This is a genomic window from Acetobacterium carbinolicum, assembly GCF_047456275.1.
Classification (GTDB): Bacteria; Bacillota; Clostridia; order Eubacteriales; family Eubacteriaceae; genus Acetobacterium; species Acetobacterium carbinolicum.
Genome location: NZ_CP173357.1, coordinates 3,550,345 through 3,569,924 on the forward strand (window position 1 = coordinate 3,550,345; position 19,580 = coordinate 3,569,924).

The 19,580-nt window shown below is 43.7% G+C and carries 13 protein-coding genes, 2 tRNA genes and 1 other RNA gene; 3 read left to right on the plus strand and 13 right to left on the minus strand.

The genetic code is table 11. The features are described from left to right. Window positions 1-91: 91 nt before the first annotated feature. From ACIZ62_RS16445 to ACIZ62_RS16460, 4 genes are all read right to left on the minus strand, one after another. Window positions 92-183: transfer RNA gene (locus ACIZ62_RS16445), tRNA-Ser, on the minus strand. Between the two features lie 45 nt (window positions 184-228). Further along, window positions 229-317 (minus strand) — tRNA-Ser (locus tag ACIZ62_RS16450). Between the two features lie 73 nt (window positions 318-390). After that, window positions 391-1,452, minus strand: coding sequence for a branched-chain amino acid aminotransferase (locus ACIZ62_RS16455; RefSeq protein WP_111888900.1), 1,062 nt, complete (start codon window positions 1,450-1,452; stop codon window positions 391-393). Window positions 1,453-1,719: 267 nt separating this feature from the next. Next, on the minus strand, window positions 1,720-2,796 hold the full coding sequence (locus tag ACIZ62_RS16460; protein ID WP_414150650.1) for a G5 domain-containing protein: 1,077 nt from the start codon (window positions 2,794-2,796) through the stop codon (window positions 1,720-1,722). Window positions 2,797-3,096: 300 nt separating this feature from the next. Here ACIZ62_RS16460 and mutY point away from each other — a divergent pair, with 300 nt between their 5' ends. Next, window positions 3,097-4,206, plus strand: coding sequence for an A/G-specific adenine glycosylase (gene mutY / locus ACIZ62_RS16465; RefSeq protein ID WP_414150651.1), 1,110 nt, complete (start codon window positions 3,097-3,099; stop codon window positions 4,204-4,206). 26 nt (window positions 4,207-4,232) lie between these two features. Here mutY and amrA read toward each other — a convergent pair whose 3' ends face one another. The 7 genes from amrA to ACIZ62_RS16500 all read right to left on the minus strand — a co-directional run bounded on the left by amrA (window position 4,233) and on the right by ACIZ62_RS16500 (window position 15,586). Continuing rightward, window positions 4,233-5,666: an AmmeMemoRadiSam system protein A gene (amrA, locus tag ACIZ62_RS16470; RefSeq protein ID WP_414150652.1), complete on the minus strand. Its 1,434-nt coding sequence runs from the start codon at window positions 5,664-5,666 to the stop codon at window positions 4,233-4,235. Window positions 5,667-5,726: 60 nt separating this feature from the next. Further along, window positions 5,727-7,013: a phosphopyruvate hydratase gene (gene eno / locus ACIZ62_RS16475; RefSeq protein ID WP_414150653.1), complete on the minus strand. Its 1,287-nt coding sequence runs from the start codon at window positions 7,011-7,013 to the stop codon at window positions 5,727-5,729. A gap of 152 nt (window positions 7,014-7,165) precedes the next feature. Further along, a complete protein-coding gene (locus ACIZ62_RS16480; RefSeq protein WP_111888895.1) occupies window positions 7,166-7,360 on the minus strand; it encodes a DUF6440 family protein in 195 nt (64 codons plus the stop codon). A gap of 133 nt (window positions 7,361-7,493) precedes the next feature. Continuing rightward, window positions 7,494-8,762 carry a phenylacetate--CoA ligase family protein gene (locus ACIZ62_RS16485; protein ID WP_414151870.1) on the minus strand — a complete coding sequence of 423 codons (1,269 nt, stop codon included), beginning with the start codon at window positions 8,760-8,762 and terminating at the stop codon, window positions 7,494-7,496. 424 nt (window positions 8,763-9,186) lie between these two features. Next, window positions 9,187-11,838, minus strand: coding sequence for a bifunctional acetaldehyde-CoA/alcohol dehydrogenase (adhE, locus tag ACIZ62_RS16490; RefSeq protein WP_414150654.1), 2,652 nt, complete (start codon window positions 11,836-11,838; stop codon window positions 9,187-9,189). Between the two features lie 487 nt (window positions 11,839-12,325). Beyond that, window positions 12,326-13,264 carry a LysR family transcriptional regulator gene (locus tag ACIZ62_RS16495; protein ID WP_414150655.1) on the minus strand — a complete coding sequence of 313 codons (939 nt, stop codon included), beginning with the start codon at window positions 13,262-13,264 and terminating at the stop codon, window positions 12,326-12,328. Window positions 13,265-13,432: 168 nt separating this feature from the next. Beyond that, window positions 13,433-15,586, minus strand: coding sequence for an ATP-dependent helicase (locus ACIZ62_RS16500; protein WP_414150656.1), 2,154 nt, complete (start codon window positions 15,584-15,586; stop codon window positions 13,433-13,435). A gap of 93 nt (window positions 15,587-15,679) precedes the next feature. Between ACIZ62_RS16500 and ACIZ62_RS16505 the strand changes: the two genes are divergently transcribed. Continuing rightward, window positions 15,680-15,994 (plus strand): DUF6951 family protein, encoded by a 315-nt coding sequence (locus ACIZ62_RS16505; RefSeq protein WP_111888890.1) that lies wholly within the window; start codon window positions 15,680-15,682, stop codon window positions 15,992-15,994. A gap of 137 nt (window positions 15,995-16,131) precedes the next feature. On the opposite strand, the gene ACIZ62_RS16510 is transcribed toward ACIZ62_RS16505, so the two are convergent. Both ACIZ62_RS16510 and ffs read right to left on the minus strand, forming a co-directional pair. Then, complete coding sequence (locus tag ACIZ62_RS16510) at window positions 16,132-17,271, minus strand: 1-propanol dehydrogenase PduQ (RefSeq protein ID WP_322519117.1); 1,140 nt, start codon at window positions 17,269-17,271, stop codon at window positions 16,132-16,134. A gap of 223 nt (window positions 17,272-17,494) precedes the next feature. Further along, window positions 17,495-17,760: signal recognition particle sRNA large type (gene ffs, locus ACIZ62_RS16515), an RNA gene on the minus strand. Window positions 17,761-17,902: 142 nt separating this feature from the next. On the opposite strand from ffs, the gene ACIZ62_RS16520 reads away from it, so the two are divergent. Continuing rightward, complete coding sequence (locus ACIZ62_RS16520) at window positions 17,903-19,579, plus strand: 2-oxoacid:acceptor oxidoreductase subunit alpha (RefSeq protein WP_322519116.1); 1,677 nt, start codon at window positions 17,903-17,905, stop codon at window positions 19,577-19,579. Window position 19,580 lies beyond the last annotated feature (1 nt).

The window sequence follows — 19,580 nt, forward strand, 5'->3', positions numbered from 1 at the left end:
TATATTAAACTCATTTGCTTTAAAAATAAAAAAACCTGCTACTTTACGTAACAGGTTCTATCTAACATCAATGTTGATGCGTAGTTCATGGTGGCGGAGAAGGTGGGATTTGAACCCACGCACCGCGTTAACGGCCTATACCCTTAGCAGGGGCACCTCTTATAGCCACTTGAGTACTTCTCCAAAGGTAATAATGCATGTTTGTTTATTCAATTCTCTGGCATTTGATGGCCGAGAGGGTGGGATTCGAACCCACGTGGGCTTGCACCCTAACGGTTTTCAAGACCGCCCCGTTATGACCACTTCGGTACCTCTCGTAATTCAAAATGCAAGATTAATATTACCAGTGAAAGAGTATATTGTCAAGTAGTTTTAAAAAGTTTTTTCTTTTTATATTTTCACAATCCAGTTAAGGGGATCTTCCAAGTTGCCGGTCTGGACCCCATAGAGTGAATCATATATCTTTTGAGAGTATTTACCTATTTTACCGTCATTAAATATCATTTCCCTATCTTTCCACCCCAAGGTGCCAATAGGCGAAATAACGGCGGCTGTGCCGGTTGCAAAAGCCTCTTTTATTCGCCCCTGCTCATAAGCTTCTGAAAGCTCGTGTATTGTGATGCGACGCTCTTCAACGGTTTCTCCCCAGTATTTCAATAAGTCAATAACGCTTTTCCGGGTAATTCCGTTTAAGATAGTTCCTTCCAGTGACGGCGTTACAAACACGCCATCAATCAAAAAGAACACATTACTGGTTCCCACTTCTTCGATATACTGTCGTTTTTCACCGTCTAGCCATAAGATCTGTTCAAAGCCCATCTCATGAACCTTCTGCTGTGCTGCCAGACCACTGGCATAATTGCCGCCGCACTTGGCTTCTCCAGTTCCTCCCCGGACTGTCCGGGCATATTCTGATTCAACGTAAATACGGCTGGGTACCATTCCACCTTTGTAATAAGAGCCTACTGGTGACATAATAATCATAAACTTATAGCGTTTTGAAACCCGAACCCCAATAAAGGGATCCGTTGCAAAAACAAAGGGCCGAATATAAAGGGATGTCCCCGGAGACTTAGGAATCCAGGTTTCATCCATCTTGACCAGCGCCTTCAGTGCTTCCAGTAAAAAATCTTCATCAAGTTGAGGAATACACATTCGGGCATTCGATCGGTTCATCCGTTTAAAATTTTCATCAGGTCGAAACAGTTGAACCTCACCTGCCGGAGTTTTATAGGCTTTTAAACCTTCAAAAACTTCCTGGGCATAGTGGAGAACCATTGCCGAAGGCATGATCTCTATGGGGCCGTAGGGCTTAATAACGGCATCATGCCAGCCAATACCTTCGGTATAATCCATCTCAAACATATAGTCTGTGAATTCCACACCGAAGATCAGCGAATCTTCTTCCGGTTTTTCCTTGGGATTTAGTGTTTTAACAATTTTAATTTCCATGTCTTCCTCCGAGCTCCGTCGTAAAACAAGCCTAATTTCGTTCCGTAAATGTAGTATAACAAGCTTTGTATACAAAGTACAAGTGTATTTTTTAGAAATAATGTATTTTCTGAATACATTATTTGCCCAGATTATTCTGTAAACGTCATCTTTTTTCAGAGAACAAAATGAGCAACCGACTATTATAATATCACCTGCCAATTCTTCAATACCCTGTAAAAATAGACAAATAAAAAGACGATGGTATTTCCATCGTCCTGCCTGACTTTAATCTACAAAGTATATTTCAATATTTTGTCTTCCCCAGCTTAAGCATTCTGCCTCACTGTCCATATAAATATCGATAATGCCATATCCAACGGCTCCGCCGCGATCTTCCACGGTATAAACCCCGCCAAGCGCTGGGATATAAACTTTAGTTCCGAAGGGAATACCACCCCATGTCGCAATGGTTCTGCCAGACTGTGGCACAGTTCCCGACGCGGTATTGTTTCCGGTAGCTGTGTAAGCGGTGGCGCTGACCACCATACTGCCTTTAAAACCACTTTCTTGATTGATGGCGGCACTACCGTCACCAGTCGCGCTTTTTTCCACATTAACGTTCCCAGACACAGACGAAACCTCTACAGCTTCTGGCATGGTAATGGTGGTAGCCGGTCCCACTTCAATGATCTCTTCTACCGCTGGCATGATCACTTCACTGGTTATGACTTCACGGCTGACTTCGATACCATTTTCATATCGGATCCGTTCTTTCATGTTGGCTTTTCCATTCTGGCCTACCTGAACAACCACTCGAGTTCCGGCTGGCAGTTCCGGATTCTCGGCAATTGTGGCCTTCATCGGTACATCTTTAATACCGGTTGACTCCACATAGGAAATCCGGGTTACTTTGATGGTTGCGGTTTTTGCGGTTAATGGGGTATTGAGTCCCGGCTCGACCTTATCATCTTCATCCGGTTTAACACCATTTTCATCCAGCACATCGCCAATGGTTGCCCCACCTGACAAGTAAGTAATAGTTTTACCATCAACTAGAATCTTTCCAGAAATCTTCTTTTCAATTTCTACATTGATGACATCTTTAAATAAAGTATTTAAGGATGTACTATATTTGTATTCGTCACTGACGGGAAGATCATTCGCAATCAGGACTTCCTCCAGGGATTCGAGCAGTTTTCCATTAGCAGTGTATACCTTACCTTCGAAGTTGACCTGAACTTCTTTTTCGACGGTAAAAGCACTGGAAACACCCACAACGAGAAGCAGAATTAATGCAATAATTCCGATCTTAACGCCGGGATATCTCTTTAGAAAACCAGCTGTTTCTCTCTCTCTATTCATAAATAATACCTTTCATTTTGTCTAAATTGCATAAATAAAAGTTACACATTCGTTACAGTTAGTTTACCATCCTCCCCATTTTATGTCAAGGTTTTTATGGCTTTTGCGGGTGCAAATGGTGACCCTGTCCCAATTACAAACCGTCTTTTCGCCCATTCTGACGCCATAATGGGGGCTATGGTAAATTCTTGTTGACTGCTTTTTTTGTTGATTCTACCCGGATAAGCTAGTTTTTAGGAAACTGTTCTATACTACATCTTGTGCTTTGAAATGAACGAATTTTAAACGAACGGAGACCTTATGCTTGATACAAAAAAAAGTCAGCTACTCATTGAAATATTACAGACCGATCTGCTCAAATGGTTTGAAGAATCCAAACGGGATCTACCTTTTCGCCGTACCCGGAACCCCTATTTTATCTGGATCTCGGAAATTATGGCTCAACAAACTCAGATTGATACATTAATACCCTATTATAACCGATTTATTGATAATTTCCCGACCGTTTTTTCGTTGGCCCTGGCCTCAATCGATGAGGTCATTAAAGCCTGGGAAGGATTAGGTTATTACTCCCGGGCCCGAAACCTCCATCAGGCGGCCAGAATAATTGTCACTGACTATGATGGAATGATGCCCGCAACCTTTTCTGAACTGATCAAGCTCCCGGGGATCGGCCCTTATACCGGTGGTGCCATCGCCAGCATCGCCTTTAATCAGAAGGTCAGCGCGGTGGACGGTAATGTACTCCGGGTAATCAGCCGTTATTGTAATAGCTGTGACGACATCGGCGAAGCCACAACGAAGAAACGGATAACCCGCTGGATAGAAAGCATACTACCGGATGAGGTTGGTGCTTTTAATGAAGGCCTGATGGAGCTGGGTGCCATGATTTGCACCCCCAAAAGCCCTAAATGCCTGAGCTGCCCGATCCGTAGCGGTTGTCAAAGCAATGCTGCCGGTACCACTGGGTTAATCCCGATCAAAACAAAAAAACAGAAGCAACGCATTAAAAAAATGGAGGTTGGCATCGTTAAAATAAACGGTCAGCTATTTTTTGTCCGCCGGCCTGATACCGGGCTGTTATCTGGGATGTGGTCTTTTCCCATTGCTGAAACCGCCGCCGGCGATGGACAGGATATTAAAAAAAAGCTCGAAGAAAATTTCTCCGAGCTTTGTAAACCGATTTTTATTGGGACCAGCCGCCACGTTTTCTCCCACATTATCTGGGACATGTCAGTTTTTATTTTTGATCAGGACAACAGGGTTTGTGAATCAACACTAAACCCTTATTATATCTCAGCGCAAAGGGAATCTCGATCAAATCCTCAGGTTACCTTCAAAGCCCTGTCCCAGGTTGATGACCTGGCCCTGCCGATTGCTTTTTCCAAACTTTTAGCTTTATTAACCTAATTTTAACATTAACCAATTTTCACTGCTTATTGATGCCGGATCACCTGAAAGCGCTGCACCATCACATCGGTATCGCCTTCGGGAATGCCGGCTTTTCTTTTGGCAATGGCAAGTTGCTCTTCCGGAGTATTAACCCCCTCCAGATCGGGAAGCAACAGTCCGCGGTGTAAATCTCTTTCAACAATAACACCGTACTTTTTTGCATCCAGCTCAGCGACGCCGGTTACCGGTTCGGGGATACCCAGCACATCGACTTTGATTTCCAGGTCCATCAGTTCCTGCTCTTCCACTGGCATAAACCGGGGATCATAAGTGGACGCCTCAATCGCATTTCGAATAATCTCCTGGGCGATGTTTTCCGTCACCGGGCCAGTGGTGCCAATGCAACCTCGCAATTCCCCATGCTTATGCAGGGAAACAAAAACCCCAGCTAAATTATTTTCCAGTTCGCCAAGAACATCTGCCTCGATTTCCACCTGGTTTTTGTAATGCTCAAAATTCAATTTTCGACCCCGTTGCACCCAGGTATTGATGGCGGCCCGAGCCAAAGCTACAAAAGGGCTTTCGTTTGAACGCCTCTCTTTATAGGAAAGCACCTTATCTTCTTCATAGCGTTCCAGCAGACTGGGAATTTTTTCCTCGGTCAAATCAATAAAGGCAGACATGTAACCCACTCCAAAGGGGCCTTCGTAAGAAAACACCGTCGCTTCAGTATCCCAACCGTCAATGGTGCCCAATCCCATAACAATTGGTCTCAGGCCACATTGACCCGCTGGTTCGTAGACTTGGTGGGGAGCCGTTAAAATGGAGTAGTAATTCTTAGTTTTAATGCCACTCACGATATTTTCATCAAAAAGTGGTCCCATCGGATTAAAGGCATAGGGCCCTTCATCCTTCAGGCAATGGGATAAATCGGCAGAAGCCAGAATCATGGTTTCTTTTCCCCGGGCTTCAATTGCTTCCTTAATTACCTTACCCATTTTATAGAGTTCGATCAGACTCAGTTCCCCAATGGTGATATGGACAATTTTGTAGGTCCGATAGTATTTTTCAATAAAGTAAAGCGGTACCAACACCCCGTGATCGAGATTTAAATCGATTTTATATTCTGCGGCAATTGCTTCATTCAAAAAAATGGTATGGCAATTGTTTTTCCCAAAACTCATATTCAGTTCATCCAGGAGTCCCATATCGCAGTCTTTTTCCAGGTTGATCTCAGGATGCCCGAAATTTCTCAAATCACCCTTCATCTGGTTTTCATAAACCACAGCTACCCCATCCCGAAAGACATTGCCGTGAGGGGTAATGCAGACAATGACTTCCGGTTTGACTTCGGCAACTTTCAGGGCCAGATCTCGTAAGCCCCGAATGGTTTTTTGTGCTTCATTTTCTCTCCCTTCTCCGACCTCTGGTATTAACACCGGTGGATGACAGGCAATTCCTACTCCTTTTAAGTACATAGTTCACTTCCTTATTTCTTTTTTCTTGGATATTTTTTCTTCTAATTAAAGACTACAAAATTAAAGATTGTAAAACGCGTCTTTCCCGGCATAGGTGCCCAGTAGTCCTAACTGTTCTTCAATTCGCATCAGTTGATTATATTTGGCCACCCGATCGGTTCGGGATGGTGCTCCGGTTTTGATCTGGCCGGCATTAACTGCCACCACCAGATCGGCAATGGTGACATCTTCTGTTTCGCCAGAGCGATGGGAAACTACGACGGTATAGCCGGCCCGCTTGGCCATCTCAATGGTGTCCAGGGTTTCAGTCAGGGTACCGATTTGGTTCACTTTAACCAGAATCGAATTCGCAACGCAAGAATCAATGCCCCGTTTCAGCCGCTCGGTGTTGGTGACAAAGATGTCATCACCCACCAGTTGAACTTTTTTCCCCAACCGTTTTGTCATGACTGCCCAGCCTTCCCAATCTTCTTCATCCAGGCCATCCTCAATGGAAATAATGGGGTATTTACCAATCAGCATTTCATAAAAATCAATCATTTCCGCGGCGGTTTTCTCCACCCCTTCGCCGGCTAAAAAATACTTCTTCGTTTCTTTATTATATATTTCTGAAGCCGCCACGTCCATGGCCAGCTTTACCTCTTCACCAGGAGTATAACCGGCGCCTTCAATGGCGGTAACAATCAGTTGCAAAGCTTCCTCGTTGGATTTAAGATTCGGGGCAAAGCCACCTTCATCCCCCACCGAGGTGGCCATTCCTTTTTCTCCCAATACTTTTTTAAGTTGGTGGAAAATTTCTGAGCCCATCCGCACAGCTTCTCGAAAATTCTTAGCACCCACAGGCATAATCAAAAATTCCTGAATATCCACGTTGTTATCGGCATGTTCCCCGCCGTTTAAAATATTCATCATTGGGGTTGGCAAAAGCTTGGCATTGACCCCGCCCAGGTATTTATAAAAGGGCAGTCCCAATGACTTTGCCGCCGCATGGGCCGCAGCCATGGATATTCCTAAAATCGCATTGGCACCGAGCTTACTTTTGTTTTCGGTGCCATCCAAAGAGATCAGCACCCCATCAATGGCAATCTGATCTGACGCATCCAAACCCACTAAAAACTCCTGGGCATAGGCTACACTATCGACCGCTTTTAATACCCCTTTGCCCTGATAGCGGCTGTTATCCTTGTCTCTGAGTTCAACCGCTTCAAAAGCCCCGGTTGAAGCCCCGGAAGGGACGATGCTGCGGCCCATGGTACCATCTTCCAGAATAACGTCCACTTCAATGGTAGGGTTCCCCCGGGAATCCAGTATTTCTCTGGCAAAAATATCTTCAATATAAGTATTCATATTTTCCTCCGTTTTTTATTAAAGGTGTTTACGAAACCAAACGCAACGTTCATAACACCTCTTTTTTATTTATACACCTTATTTAATTAAATAAACTAAGACTCACGAAAAAACCCTGAAAAAGAAAATCTCTTCCAGGGCGTGGTTCACGTTTATTTTTCAGGAGCAATCAACGGTTCACCTTCCTCATCAATGAGCACCGTGAGTCCGCCACCAAATTCATCAAAATGGTATAAGTAGTTGATTCCTGTTTCAGTATCTTCAATGACCTTACACCCAGAGTGCTCTCCAGTGGGTTCACTAATTACAATTTGAAACCGATTCTTCTTTTGCTTTTTTGTCTTCATTTTATCCTTTTCTCCTCTTAAATCAAGGTAGCCGACTTCATTATAACCAATTCAGAATAAAAAATCAATTTTTCCCTGTAATTTTTTAAACGCTGAATTTTTTCAAAGCCTAATATTTTTGTGACGATACCCTTTAACTGAAGCGGCGATCAATGATCCGGACACTTTTCTTTTCGGATCGGGGCAATGATCCAATCGGACCTGCTATCGGAATAATACTTAAACCTACCCGGGATTTAAATTGCCTTTTCACTTCAGCTTCAACATCATACGTGTCCACCCCGTTTAGAATTTCAAAAGCCAAAGAAATACAGTCTTTTCCATCCTGATGATCGACCGTCGTCAGATATTCACTACTGACCCCTTCCACATTTTTTAGCACCTCATCAATTTGACCCGGGTAAATATTCACGCCCTTGACCTTCACCATATCATCGGTTCGGCCGATGATCCGATCATGTCGGGGATGCACGGATCCACAGGCACAAGGGCCGGGAACAAACCGGGTGATATCATGAGTTCGGTAGCGCAGCAGTGGTGCCCCTTCCTTCCGGAAAGTGGTAATTACCAATTCTCCATATGCTCCCATTGGTGCCGGTTTAAGGGTGTCCTGATCGAGAATTTCAAAATACAGATAATCCGACCAATAGTGAAGCCCATCATGTTGGCTGCAGTCAATCGAAATCCCGGGACCATAGATTTCGGTAAGTCCATAAATATCAAAAAGCTCAATTCCCAACTCTTTTGCAATCCGGCTGCGCATCTTATCGCCCCAGCGTTCCGAACCGATAACGCCCCGTTTTAAATGGATTTGATCGCCCAGCTTCTGATTGGCGACCTCTTCCGCCAGCAACAGAGCATAAGATGAGGTAGACGCCAGCACCGTGGTTTTTAAATCGACCATCATCTGCAATTGTTTCTGGGTATTTCCCGGACCCATCGGAATGGCCATGGCTCCCATTTTTTCCGCTCCGGCCTGAAATCCGATGCCGGCGGTCCAGAGACCGTAACCCGGGGTAATTTGAATTCGATCCTCGTCAGTCATCCCGGCATACCGATAACAGCGGGCAAACATTTCTGCCCAGTCGGCCACATCCCCAGCCGTATAGGGAATGATCACCGGCTGACCAGTGGTTCCCGACGAAGAATGAATCCGTACCACTTCACGGTCCGGCACCGCCTGTAATCCCAGGGGATAAGCATTACGCAAATCGCCTTTATCGGTAAAGGGCAACTTCTCAAAATCCGCCATGGTTTTTATGTCTGCCGCCACAATCCCCGCTTTTTTAAGACGCTGCTGATAAAACGGACTCTTTTCTTCCAGCCGCTTAACAAATCCCTGTAGATTTTTTAATGTTTCCAATGGCTTCTCCCTCTTTCTTATAAACAAAAAAAGACTCATCCTTATTGTATTGCTACAATAAAAGGATGAGTCAAAATAGCCCACGGTACCACCTTTATTCGCAAAACCGCTTTCGGTTTGCGCACTTAACTAAACAAATGCCATCACATCTGCCATCTGATAACGCTGATGAAACGTTGTGAAATACTCAGGCGCTGCCCTTTCCTCACACCCTCAAGTGCCCATTATGCCAGTCCGCTTTTTATCAGGCTTCCACCACCCCTAACTCGCTTTAAATGCGCCGCTGACTTTACTCCACCATCACAGGTTTTTTCTGAGTATAGCCTTTATTGATATCTTTGTCAAGACTGCAAGAGGTATTCGATCATAAAAACCCCCCAGGATCATTTGGAAAACCTGGAGGGTATCAATAGGGGTTTGACTAAACTTATATTGACTTTATCTTAACAGATTGACGCTGTCATCAATACCATTTGGATTCTTTGCCATAATACGAATTCAGGTACATTTCCCTGATTTCGCTCATGAGTGGATATCTAGCGTTGGCACCAGTACATTGATCATCAAATGCTTCTTCACATTTTAAATCCAGGTTACTTAAGAATTCCTGTTCATCGACGCCAAATTCTTTAATCGATTTGGGAACGCCAATGCACGCTTTCAGTTCTTCCACTTTGGCAATTAGACTTTCAAACTTCTCCTGATCGTTTTTACCGGGAAGACCGAGATATGATGCCATTTCTGCATATTTTTTCATCGTTTTCGGATACTGATATTGGGAAAAAGCGCCCATTTTTTTAGGTGCCTCAGAGGCATTATATTTCATCACTTCGGTAATTAGCAAGGCATTGGCGAAGCCATGAGCGACATGGTGATGGGCACCCAGTTTATGCGCCATGGAGTGACAAACCCCTAAGAAGGCATTGGCAAAAGCAAGCCCGGCAATTGTTGACGCGTTGGCCATTTTTTCGCGGGCTTCAACATCATCCCGACCATACTGATAGGCTCTGGGCAGATAGTCAAATACCAGCTTAGCCGCTCTTAACGACAATGCTTCGGTATAGTCCGTTGCCAACATTGAAACATAGGATTCCAATGCATGGGTCAACACGTCAATTCCCGATGTCGCCGTCAGCCCTTTCGGTTGATCCATCATCATATCCGCATCGCTAATCGCCATGGTCGGCAATAAGGAATAATCAGCGATGGAATATTTTGTCTGCGTTTTCTCATCGGTGATGATGGCAAAAGGGGTTACTTCCGATCCCGTCCCGGCGGTTGTTGCAATACAGACCATGATGGCTTTTTTGCCCATTTCCGGAAAACCATAGACGCGTTTTCTGATATCCATAAAACGCATGGCCAGATCGGCAAAATCGGCCTCTGGATGTTCATACATAATCCACATAATCTTCGCTGCATCCATGGCTGAACCGCCACCAATCGCAATAATCACATCCGGTTCAAACGCGGCCATCGCCGCTGCGCCCGCTTTGGCACATTCCAGGGTCGGATCGGGTGTCACATCAAAATAAGTATAATGTGAAATCCCCATTTCTTCCAATTGACTGGTGATATCTTTTGTAAAGCCACTTTTATACAAAAATGCATCTGTCACAATAAACGCTTTTTTTCGTTTGTAGACACATTGTAATTCCTGCAGAGCTACACTTGTGCATCCCTTTTTGAAATAAACCTTTTCCGGGGTTCTAAACCAAAGCATATTTTCCCGCCTTTCAGCCACTGTTTTTACATTCATCAATTCTTTGACGCCAACATTACCAGAAACAGAATTTCCGGCCCAGCTACCACAGCCCAGAGTTAAGGAAGGCAGTAGTTTAAAGTTGTAGAGATCGCCAATCCCACCATGTGATGAGGGTGTATTCACGAGGATCCGACTTGTTTTCATTCGTTCTTCAAACACTTTTAACTTATCTGGTGCCTTAACTGTGTCAACATATAAAACCGATGTATGTCCAATCCCACCATCAACAACAAGTCTGTCAGCGATATTGACACTATCTTCAAAATCAACACTCTTATACACCGCCAGAATTGGTGATAATTTTTCGTGAGCAAAAGGTTCCTTGGTCACATCTAATTCGGTCACTTCACCTAAGAGCACTTTGGCATCCTCGGGACACTCAAAACCTGCCAATTTAGCAATTTGATAGGCTGAGCGACCAACAATCTGAGCGTTAATATTTCCCGCGGCATTAAGGATGATCTTTCTGACCATATCTTTTTCGTTTTCATCTAAAAGATAGCACCCGCGTTTTCTAAACTCCACAATACATTTTTCATAGATTTTTGCATCAATGACTACCGATTGCTCTGACGCACAGATGGTCCCGTTATCAAAAGTTTTGGAAAGAATAATTGAGTTCACGGCCATCAGCACATCGGCTGTACTGTCAATAATAGCAGGTGTATTGCCATTCCCAACGCCAATAGCCGGTTTCCCTGATGAATAAGCTGATTTTACCATTCCCGGTCCACCGGTAGCGAGTACCACGTCAGCCGCTTTCATAATTTCCATCGACAGTTCAACCGATGGCTCATCGATCCAGGCGATAATACCTTCTGGCGCTCCTGCAACCACGGCGGCCTCTAAAACAATTCTGGCTGCTTCGATGGTACAATTCCGGGCTCCTGGATGGGGCGAAAAAATAATCCCGTTGCGCGTCTTTAGGGCAATGAGTGATTTAAAAATCGCCGTTGATGTCGGATTTGTTGTCGGTATAACCGCTGCAACAACACCCAGTGGTGCGATGATTGTTTTAATTCCAAAGGCCTGCGATTCTTCCAATACACCACAGGTTTGAGTATCTTTATAAGCATTATAGATATACTCAGAAGCAAAGTGATTTTTGATTACCTTATCTTCGACAAGACCCATCTTTGTTTCTTCAAATGCCATTTTAGCCAAATAGATCCGGTTTTTAGTTGCTGCTGTGGCAGCCGCCAAAAAAATGGCATCCACCTGTTCCTGAGTATAGGTAGCAAATAATCGTTGAGCAGCTTTCACTTCTTCTAATCGATGGTTAAGACTCTCAACGTTGTTGACAACATCTGGTCTTTGGATCACTGTCTTTGCTTTTTTCTTTTCTAACATTTTTTTCCCCTTATTTATCACAATTAAGTTTTATTTTCACTAATAATTTCCATAATCCTTTTTCGAGCATCACTTTATCTGAAATTTTCTGTCACCTTGATGTGCTGACAATTTTTTGCAAGCACTCTTTGTTTGCTATGCATATTTTGGATGGCCACTCCAGAATATCCATGCTTTTTACAATCACCGCCTTCTTTTTTGCCTTACAACCGATTACACGTGTAGTTTTTTATATTTTTACTGTTTTTAGCAAATTTCTCTCTTCGCTTGGGGCTAATACTAACACCATCTTTTTACTTTTACAACGAAAACCGTGTCCTCATCGCATATGCATTTAGTTGATATAGCATATCAAATTTGATATAATGCGTCATATATCGCTTGAAACCTCAATTTATTACGTTCATTTCAAACTTTTTCCAACTTCACCATTGCATTTAAAAAAAGCCACCGATTCACATCAGTGGCTTTTTTTATCCTGGCATCTTTAAAAATAACATCCATAGTCTCTTGTTTTTTCTCTTAGCAAGTCCAGAAATTCTTTTTCGCATTTTTTCTGAACATGATCCTCTTTAAAAATCATCATATCTTTCATATACTTTGCAAAGGCACCGCACCGCATTTGAACCAGTCCATATTTATCCAAAACTTCCTGGGGCATCGGGGAAACCCACATAAATGTATTGGGAATGGTACTAAGCAGTTCAAACTGACTCCCCCGCTCATACAGGTAAATAACCTTATCCTGGGAGCGCTCTTCCCGATCGTCCTCTGTCATCAAATCAACATAGTCGCCAGATGGCAAGCGATCATCACCATGGATAACTTCAATACAGTCTTTCAAATCATCATATGAGCGGATATGTTTATCGGCGATAACACTCTTTTTAGAGGTCAAAAGCAGATAGTCAAATTCTAAAATCATGCGATGCTGCAGTTTTTTGAGTTTCAGCAATGACAGATAATAACCTTCATGCAGCGAATTAAAGCGGATAATACCGATATCATATTGATAATCCAAGATATTTCGGATTGTTTTCATCGTGTTTGTTTCATAATAGTGAATCCGCAGCACGTTCTCTTCACTTAGTGAAGAGATGTATTCGGTAAACACTTCTGCAATATAATCAGCCCGGGGAACCGATATTTTTATATTAACCCCTTTGTCAGTCAGATCCGAATACTCAGTTTTTAGACTATTGACCTGATCCTGAATTTCTTTTGCATGGTTTAAAAACCGTTGCCCTTCCCGGGTTGTGACCACCCCTTTGGAGGTTCTCTGAAAAATGGTGATATCAAATTCTTTTTCCATCTCTTTTACGGCCCGGCTTAAATTCGATTGTGCTACAAAGAGCTTTTTAGCCGCCAAAGAGATGGAACCAAACTTATCAATTTCGATGATATATTGCAAATTCGTTAAATTCATCTACCCTTTACCTTTCCATCCAGTAAGTTACTAAACGTATTCGTTACCAAATTTAACACAATTACCTAAAAAAAGATATAAAAAAATAAATTAAGCATTTTAGATAAACTAAACCTCAACTTAAATTACCGTTTAAATTGATCTTATCAAGTGCAGATTACTAAGCCATTATTTAATCACACCATTTTCCAAACAGACCGCCAGATTCATTTTCTTATCTCCCGCTGTTTCAAAATGAATACTGGCAATGGTGCCGTTTCGGGTCAGGATGGTACCCGGTCCAAAACGCTGATGAATTACTACCGTCCCCTTATTATAGTTGCTGAGATCAATTGTTAATTCCCTTGCCCTTCCGGTATGGTAATTCCGATATTTTCCTGTCTGAATCCCAAATCCTTCTCGGGGTTTGGCCAGTGTCTCTTCAGGTCGGGATTTTTTTCTTGGCACCCCATCAATGAGATACGTTATAAACGGGGATGGTTTGATATCCTTCTCCCGGTGTTTAATACAGAGAAAAATCAGCTCCCGTTTGGCCCGGGTGGCGCCCACGTAAAAAAGCCGAACTTCTTCAGCATAAGCCTTTTGATCCTCCGGCGCGTTGGATACATTAGGAATCTGCCCTTCGGTGGCGTCAATGATAAAAACCTTCTCAAATTCCAGGCCTTTGCTGGAATGAAGGGTGGACAGGGTTACCCGGGGTATTTTCGCTTTTTTTATCTGGGGTTCCTGAAGCTTTTCAGCCAGACTTTCCAACTTATCAAAAAATTCCACAAAATTAGGCACCCGACCGCCGAGAATCTTCAGCACCGACAGCTTCTGTTCGATGTTTTCTTCAGATTGCCCGGAACTGATCCGAAAATTAAGATAAGACCGATACCCCAGCTCATCAAGAATCATCATGATACCTTTTTGTGGTGGCATTGTTCTCAGCTTTTTAAACCCGGCTTTGAGATCTTTAAGCCGCTTAACCTGCCAGGCCCGATCACCGCTTATCCGCATCAAAGCATCTAATGCCTTTTCTCCGCGCTTCATCAAAGTGCCGATCTGGCTGATGGTTTCACGGGATATAGCGGCATCCATCTTATAGTAAACCTGGGTAAATAAATTTATATCCCCGGGATTACAGGCAAATTCATAAAAAAGGCGGATGTCCTTAATCAAAAAATGATTAAAAAACTGGGGACTATGCTCTTTAATATGATAAGCAATTCCCGCCCCATCGAGAAGATCAACCATGGGAATGGCCGATTCATTATTACGGTAGAGCACGGCAATTTCCTTACCTTCCCGTTTGATCGCCTCGATAATCAAGCTGTACTGGGCTTCGCTGGATTTTACCCATTCCCGGGCAATCGGCACGCCGGTAAACTCACTGTTATCAGGAACGGACATTTCTTTTTGATACCGTTCATGATTTAACTTGATAAAGGCGTTGGCTTTCTCGACAATTTGTCGGGTACTACGGTAATTGGTTTCCATCAAGAGCACCTCCCCCTGAGGCCAGGTCTCTTTAAAGGCCAGCAGGGATTCCGGAAAGGCGCCCCGAAAACCGTAAATACTCTGATCCTCATCACCCACCATAAACAGGTTGCCTCTTTCCCCGGTTAACATCTCAATAATCTTAAACTGAATTTTTGAGGTATCCTGAGCTTCATCCAAATGAATATAGGGATACTTTTCCTGAAAAAAGGCCAGCATTTCCGGATATTTTTTAAGGAGTCCCCAAGCATATTTTAAGATATCATCAAAATCCATCAACTGTTCTTTGAGCTTATAACTTTCATAAGCTTCATAGATTTTCAGGAAATCCACCTCCAGGGTTGGCAGCATATTGATTTCATCGGTAGTCAGCATCATGTTTTTGCAAAAACCAATCCGCTGGCAGATTTCTCCCAATTCAATTTCCCCGGGATGTTCTTTAAACAAATGCAAATACAGTTCCCGGATCACCGGGATCGTATTACCCAGCACCGTATGAGCCCGGCGGCGATAATGCCGTTCATAGTGGCGGATTACTCCCAGGGCGAAACTATGGATCGTGCTAAAATGGAGGGCTTCGGCCTGAGTCTCCCCAAATAGTTTGATGTATCGCGCTTTAAGATCGCGGGCACCCATCCGGCTGAAGGTCAGAGTCAGGATCTGCCCTGGATCAATTTGTAATACCCTCAGCATATAAGCAATCCGACAGATAATTACAGTGGTTTTTCCACTTCCCGGCACGGCCAGCAGCAGACTCTGGCCCCGGGTGCGAATAACCGCTTTTTGCTGCTGCGGATTTAGTTTTATTTGATAGGATTCTTTAAAGGTTTCAAAATTTTTCATGCATTAATTATAGCCGAAATCTTCTTTTTTATCCAGTCTATGCTATACTATAAAAAATTACGCCGTCATCGCTACGGCAAAAAGGAGATCGTCATGGCAAAAGCAATTATAATGAGTGGAATTTGTGGTTTTAAAACCGAGGTCTCAGCTGAAAAATCTGATGGATTCAATGTTCTTCTTGATATTCAAACCGACTGCCCGGCTTTTAGTGATTTAAATAATCAGTTAAAAGAGGTCGACAGCATGGCTTGTATCATGGACAAGGTTGGCGAAGGCCCCATTTATGAGGCCTGCCGCATTGATTGCAAACATAGCTCCTGTCCAATTCCCATGGGTATCGTAAAAGTGGTCGAAGTCGCTGCCGGTTTGGCACTGCCCAAAGATGTTACGGTGTCATTGACAAAATAAATCCGTTTTTTATTTGGCCATCACCCCATTTGATTGCGCGGCTGGGCTTAGCTGTTGCAATGCGGTTTTTAAGCACGATTTACTACCAAAAAAAAGACCCCCTTTATCAACAAAAGGGAGTCTTTTTTTCGTTTGTCTTAGACGCCGTAGTAGGTCTGGTCCATTACACCTTTTAGTTTCTCACGGGTCATTGCCACCGGGTTAGTGGTAGTACAGATATCGGCCATTGCCTTATCTAGCATTTCTTCCCGGGCACCCAAATAATCTGCTTCAGATACGCCTGACGCCTTCAGCGAAACCGGAATATTAAGTGAAGCGCTCAGAGCAACCACACTATTATACAGGGTTTCGGTCGCATTACCAGAGACATTTAAGATACCGGAGCCGCTTAACAGCCGGGCATATTGATGCTGGACCTTGTCATCCTGACCGTTAAATTTGATCACATAAGGTAAAACAATGGCATTTGCCAATCCGTGGGGTAGATGGAACATCGCTCCGAAGGCATGAGCAATACTGTGGGTGATGCCCAGACCGGCACTGTTAAAGGCGATCCCGGCCATACAGGAGGCAATCTGCATGCTGCCTTTGGCTTCTAAATCCGAGCCGTTGACATAACTGGGGTAAAGGCTTCTAAAGACCAGTTCCACGGCCTTATTGGCATAACAGCGGGCAAAGGGATTGTTATTTGTGGAAATAAAGGATTCAATAGCATGAGTCATAACATCCATTCCCGTGGCCGCCGTAGCCCCAGCCGGCACACTTTCAATGAGGATCGGATCAAGGATCGCTTCATCCGGCATCATCAGGATATCCGTTAAAGGAATTTTGGTATTTTTTTGTTTATCGGTGATAACGGCGTATTCCGTTACTTCCGATCCGGTTCCAGCCGTTGTCGGAATGGCAATAAAGGTCGGTTTATGAACATATCGGTCCTCAAAAAAGATCCGTTTGAAATTAACGCAATAAAAAATTATGGCTTTGGCCGCATCAATAACCGAACCGCCACCAATAGCAATCAGGGCATCCGGTTTGTTCATAATAATGTGCATCAGCCCTTTTTCCACAATTTCAGTGGAGGGATCAGACTCAATATCAGCAAAAATATGGTAAGTAACGCCTTTTGCATCCAGTTCATCGGTTAATTTTTTTAACAAACCAAACTTAACCATTCCCTGGTCAGTGGCAATACAGACATTTTTAAAATTATGTTTCTCAATTTGTTTCAGGGAACCTTCCCCATAATAAATTGCTGGCTTTACTTGAAAAAATCGCATGGGTTTTTCCTCACATTCTTAATTTTAGCGATACCTTTTTCTACAAAAGTAGTATCCGATTCAAATAATGTTTGAACTTTTTTCATTATAGCAAGAATCCTTGTTTAAATATAGATTATCCCTAATTTTTATTCCATGATGACCATTAAGTATCCTAATTTTGCCGCAATGCAAAAAGTCTATTGGATACCAAACTTTGTCTGGCATTCAATAGACTTTTTTGTCGTGCACCCCACTTCGACTACCAACTTCCAAGCGTTACACAGGTAGTTAGCTCAAATCAGATGATCCTCCGGCACATAGAAGGTCTTACTTACCGCTGCTTCATTCCTGACCTGACGGGGTTCATAAGTTTCTATTGCGAAGGGTCCAACTCTCAACGCTACTTTCCTCTGGCTGACCTCAAACTTTGGCGCCTCGATGGGGAATTCAACCCTGCTACAGCGGATTGCAGGTTACAAAGCACCGCTAACTCTCCGTCTAGCACGACCTAGTTATTATAGCCTATTAATTTCTAATTGACAAGAAAAAATAAATTCTTTAAGAAAGGTGAAAAAGAGTAATAATTGGGTAAGTAATCATTAAGCCAAGTTTATCATTGGCTATCTTAATTTAAATTGGAGGGTTCAGTTTGTATAATATACTTTTAGGCGGAGCCGCCGGAGATGGCATTGAAACAATGTCTGGTCTTCTCGAAAAAATGCTGAAACAATCGGGTTGTCATGTTTTTACAATCCGTGATTTTATGTCCCGAGTAAGGGGTGGCCACAATTTTACTCAAATACGATTTGGCAACCAACCCCTTTACGCCCACCGGGATGCCTTGGATGGAATTTTTGCCATTGACGAAAAAACCTTTCAGGAACACCAGCCCCAACTTACCTATGATGGTTTTGTTTTATGTGACGAGTCTTTGCCCATTGACGATTTCCGGGCTATTAAATTACCACTTAAAGAAATCGCCAGCAAACTTGGCAATGCCAAAGTGATTAGCAGTGTGGCCATCGGTGCTCTGCTTAAACTCTTTAATATTCCCCTTGATCACAGCACCGAAATTATGAAGTCAAACCTCCGGGCCGACCTTGTTGAGATTAACATAAAGGCGATCCAAAGTGGCTATGATTTAGTGGACTCGAATTTCGGCTTTCCAACGTCAGAAACATCTAAACATCTGCTCCTCTCAGGAAATACCGCCATTGGATTAGGAGCCGTTGCTGGTGGAATAAAATTTTATTCCGCCTATCCCATGTCCCCATCAACTACCTTGCTGGACTTTTTTAATGCCGAGAGCACTAAAATGGTCATTGCCGTGGAACAGGCCGAGGACGAAATAGCCGCCATCAACATGGCCATTGGCGCTTCCTATGCTGGTGCTACTGCCATGACTGGCACCTCTGGCGGGGGTTTTTCACTGATGGTAGAAGCCTTGGGTTTTACTGGCATTGCCGAAATTCCCCTGGTGGCTGTGGATGTCCAGCGCCCCGGACCAGCCACCGGCTTTCCCACACGAACCGAACAAAGCGATCTGAAATTTGTCATCTCAGCGTCACAGGGAGAATTCCCCCGGATGGTCATTGCTCTGCGTGATCACGCTGATTGCTTCTATCAGACGGCTCGGAGTCTGGCACTGGCAAAAAAATACCAAATCCCGGTGATCCTTTTAAGTGACCAATACCTGGCTGATGCAACCACCACCGTCCCCATTTTCGATGCCAGTGAAGTTGTCCGTTTCAACGAAACAAAACCACCAACCGCAACGCCAGATCAGCCCTACCAACGCTATGCCCTTACTGAAAACGGCATTTCACCATTGGCCTTTCCCGGAAAACCCGAAGCTCTGGTGCGGGTTGACAGCGATGAACATGATGAGTGGGGTCAGATTACCGAATCCGCCAGTATCCGCAATCAAATGGTAGAAAAGCGAATGAACAAACTCGAAGGGTTAAAAAAAGAGCTGATCGAACCGGAGTTCTGGGGAGCGCATCAATGTCAATCGCTACTGGTTGGCTTCGGCTCCACCAGTGGTGCGATCAAAGAAGCGGTTGACATTCTCAATCAAGAACAAAAAAATTACGGGGCTCTCCTTTTCGGGGATATCTACCCGCTGCCAACCGAACGGCTTCGCCATTTTTCCGATCAAGTGATCGAGATAATCAACGTCGAACAAAATGCCACCGGCCAGCTGGCTGCGCTAATCCGCGAGGAAACCTTAATCAGCTGCGAACATAGCATTCTCAAATATGATGGCCGTCAATTATCGGTGGACGATATTTTAACCGGCATTAAAAATCTTAAGGGAGGTTTCTAAT

Excerpts from the sequence above, each read along its gene's own strand:
- ACIZ62_RS16500 (WP_414150656.1), bottom strand. The coding sequence starts at position 15,586 with ATGAAAAATTTTGAAACCTTTAAAGAATCCTATCAAATAAAACTAAAT.
- ACIZ62_RS16455 (WP_111888900.1), bottom strand. The coding sequence starts at position 1,452 with ATGGAAATTAAAATTGTTAAAACACTAAATCCCAAGGAAAAACCGGAA.
- ACIZ62_RS16510 (WP_322519117.1), bottom strand. The coding sequence starts at position 17,271 with ATGCGATTTTTTCAAGTAAAGCCAGCAATTTATTATGGGGAAGGTTCC.
- adhE (WP_414150654.1), bottom strand. The coding sequence starts at position 11,838 with ATGTTAGAAAAGAAAAAAGCAAAGACAGTGATCCAAAGACCAGATGTT.
- ACIZ62_RS16505 (WP_111888890.1), top strand. The coding sequence starts at position 15,680 with ATGGCAAAAGCAATTATAATGAGTGGAATTTGTGGTTTTAAAACCGAG.
- ACIZ62_RS16480 (WP_111888895.1), bottom strand. The coding sequence starts at position 7,360 with ATGAAGACAAAAAAGCAAAAGAAGAATCGGTTTCAAATTGTAATTAGT.
- amrA (WP_414150652.1), bottom strand. The coding sequence starts at position 5,666 with ATGTACTTAAAAGGAGTAGGAATTGCCTGTCATCCACCGGTGTTAATA.
- mutY (WP_414150651.1), top strand. The coding sequence starts at position 3,097 with ATGCTTGATACAAAAAAAAGTCAGCTACTCATTGAAATATTACAGACC.
- eno (WP_414150653.1), bottom strand. The coding sequence starts at position 7,013 with ATGAATACTTATATTGAAGATATTTTTGCCAGAGAAATACTGGATTCC.
- ACIZ62_RS16460 (WP_414150650.1), bottom strand. The coding sequence starts at position 2,796 with ATGAATAGAGAGAGAGAAACAGCTGGTTTTCTAAAGAGATATCCCGGC.
- ACIZ62_RS16495 (WP_414150655.1), bottom strand. The coding sequence starts at position 13,264 with ATGAATTTAACGAATTTGCAATATATCATCGAAATTGATAAGTTTGGT.
- ACIZ62_RS16485 (WP_414151870.1), bottom strand. The coding sequence starts at position 8,762 with ATGAGTCTTTTTTTGTTTATAAGAAAGAGGGAGAAGCCATTGGAAACA.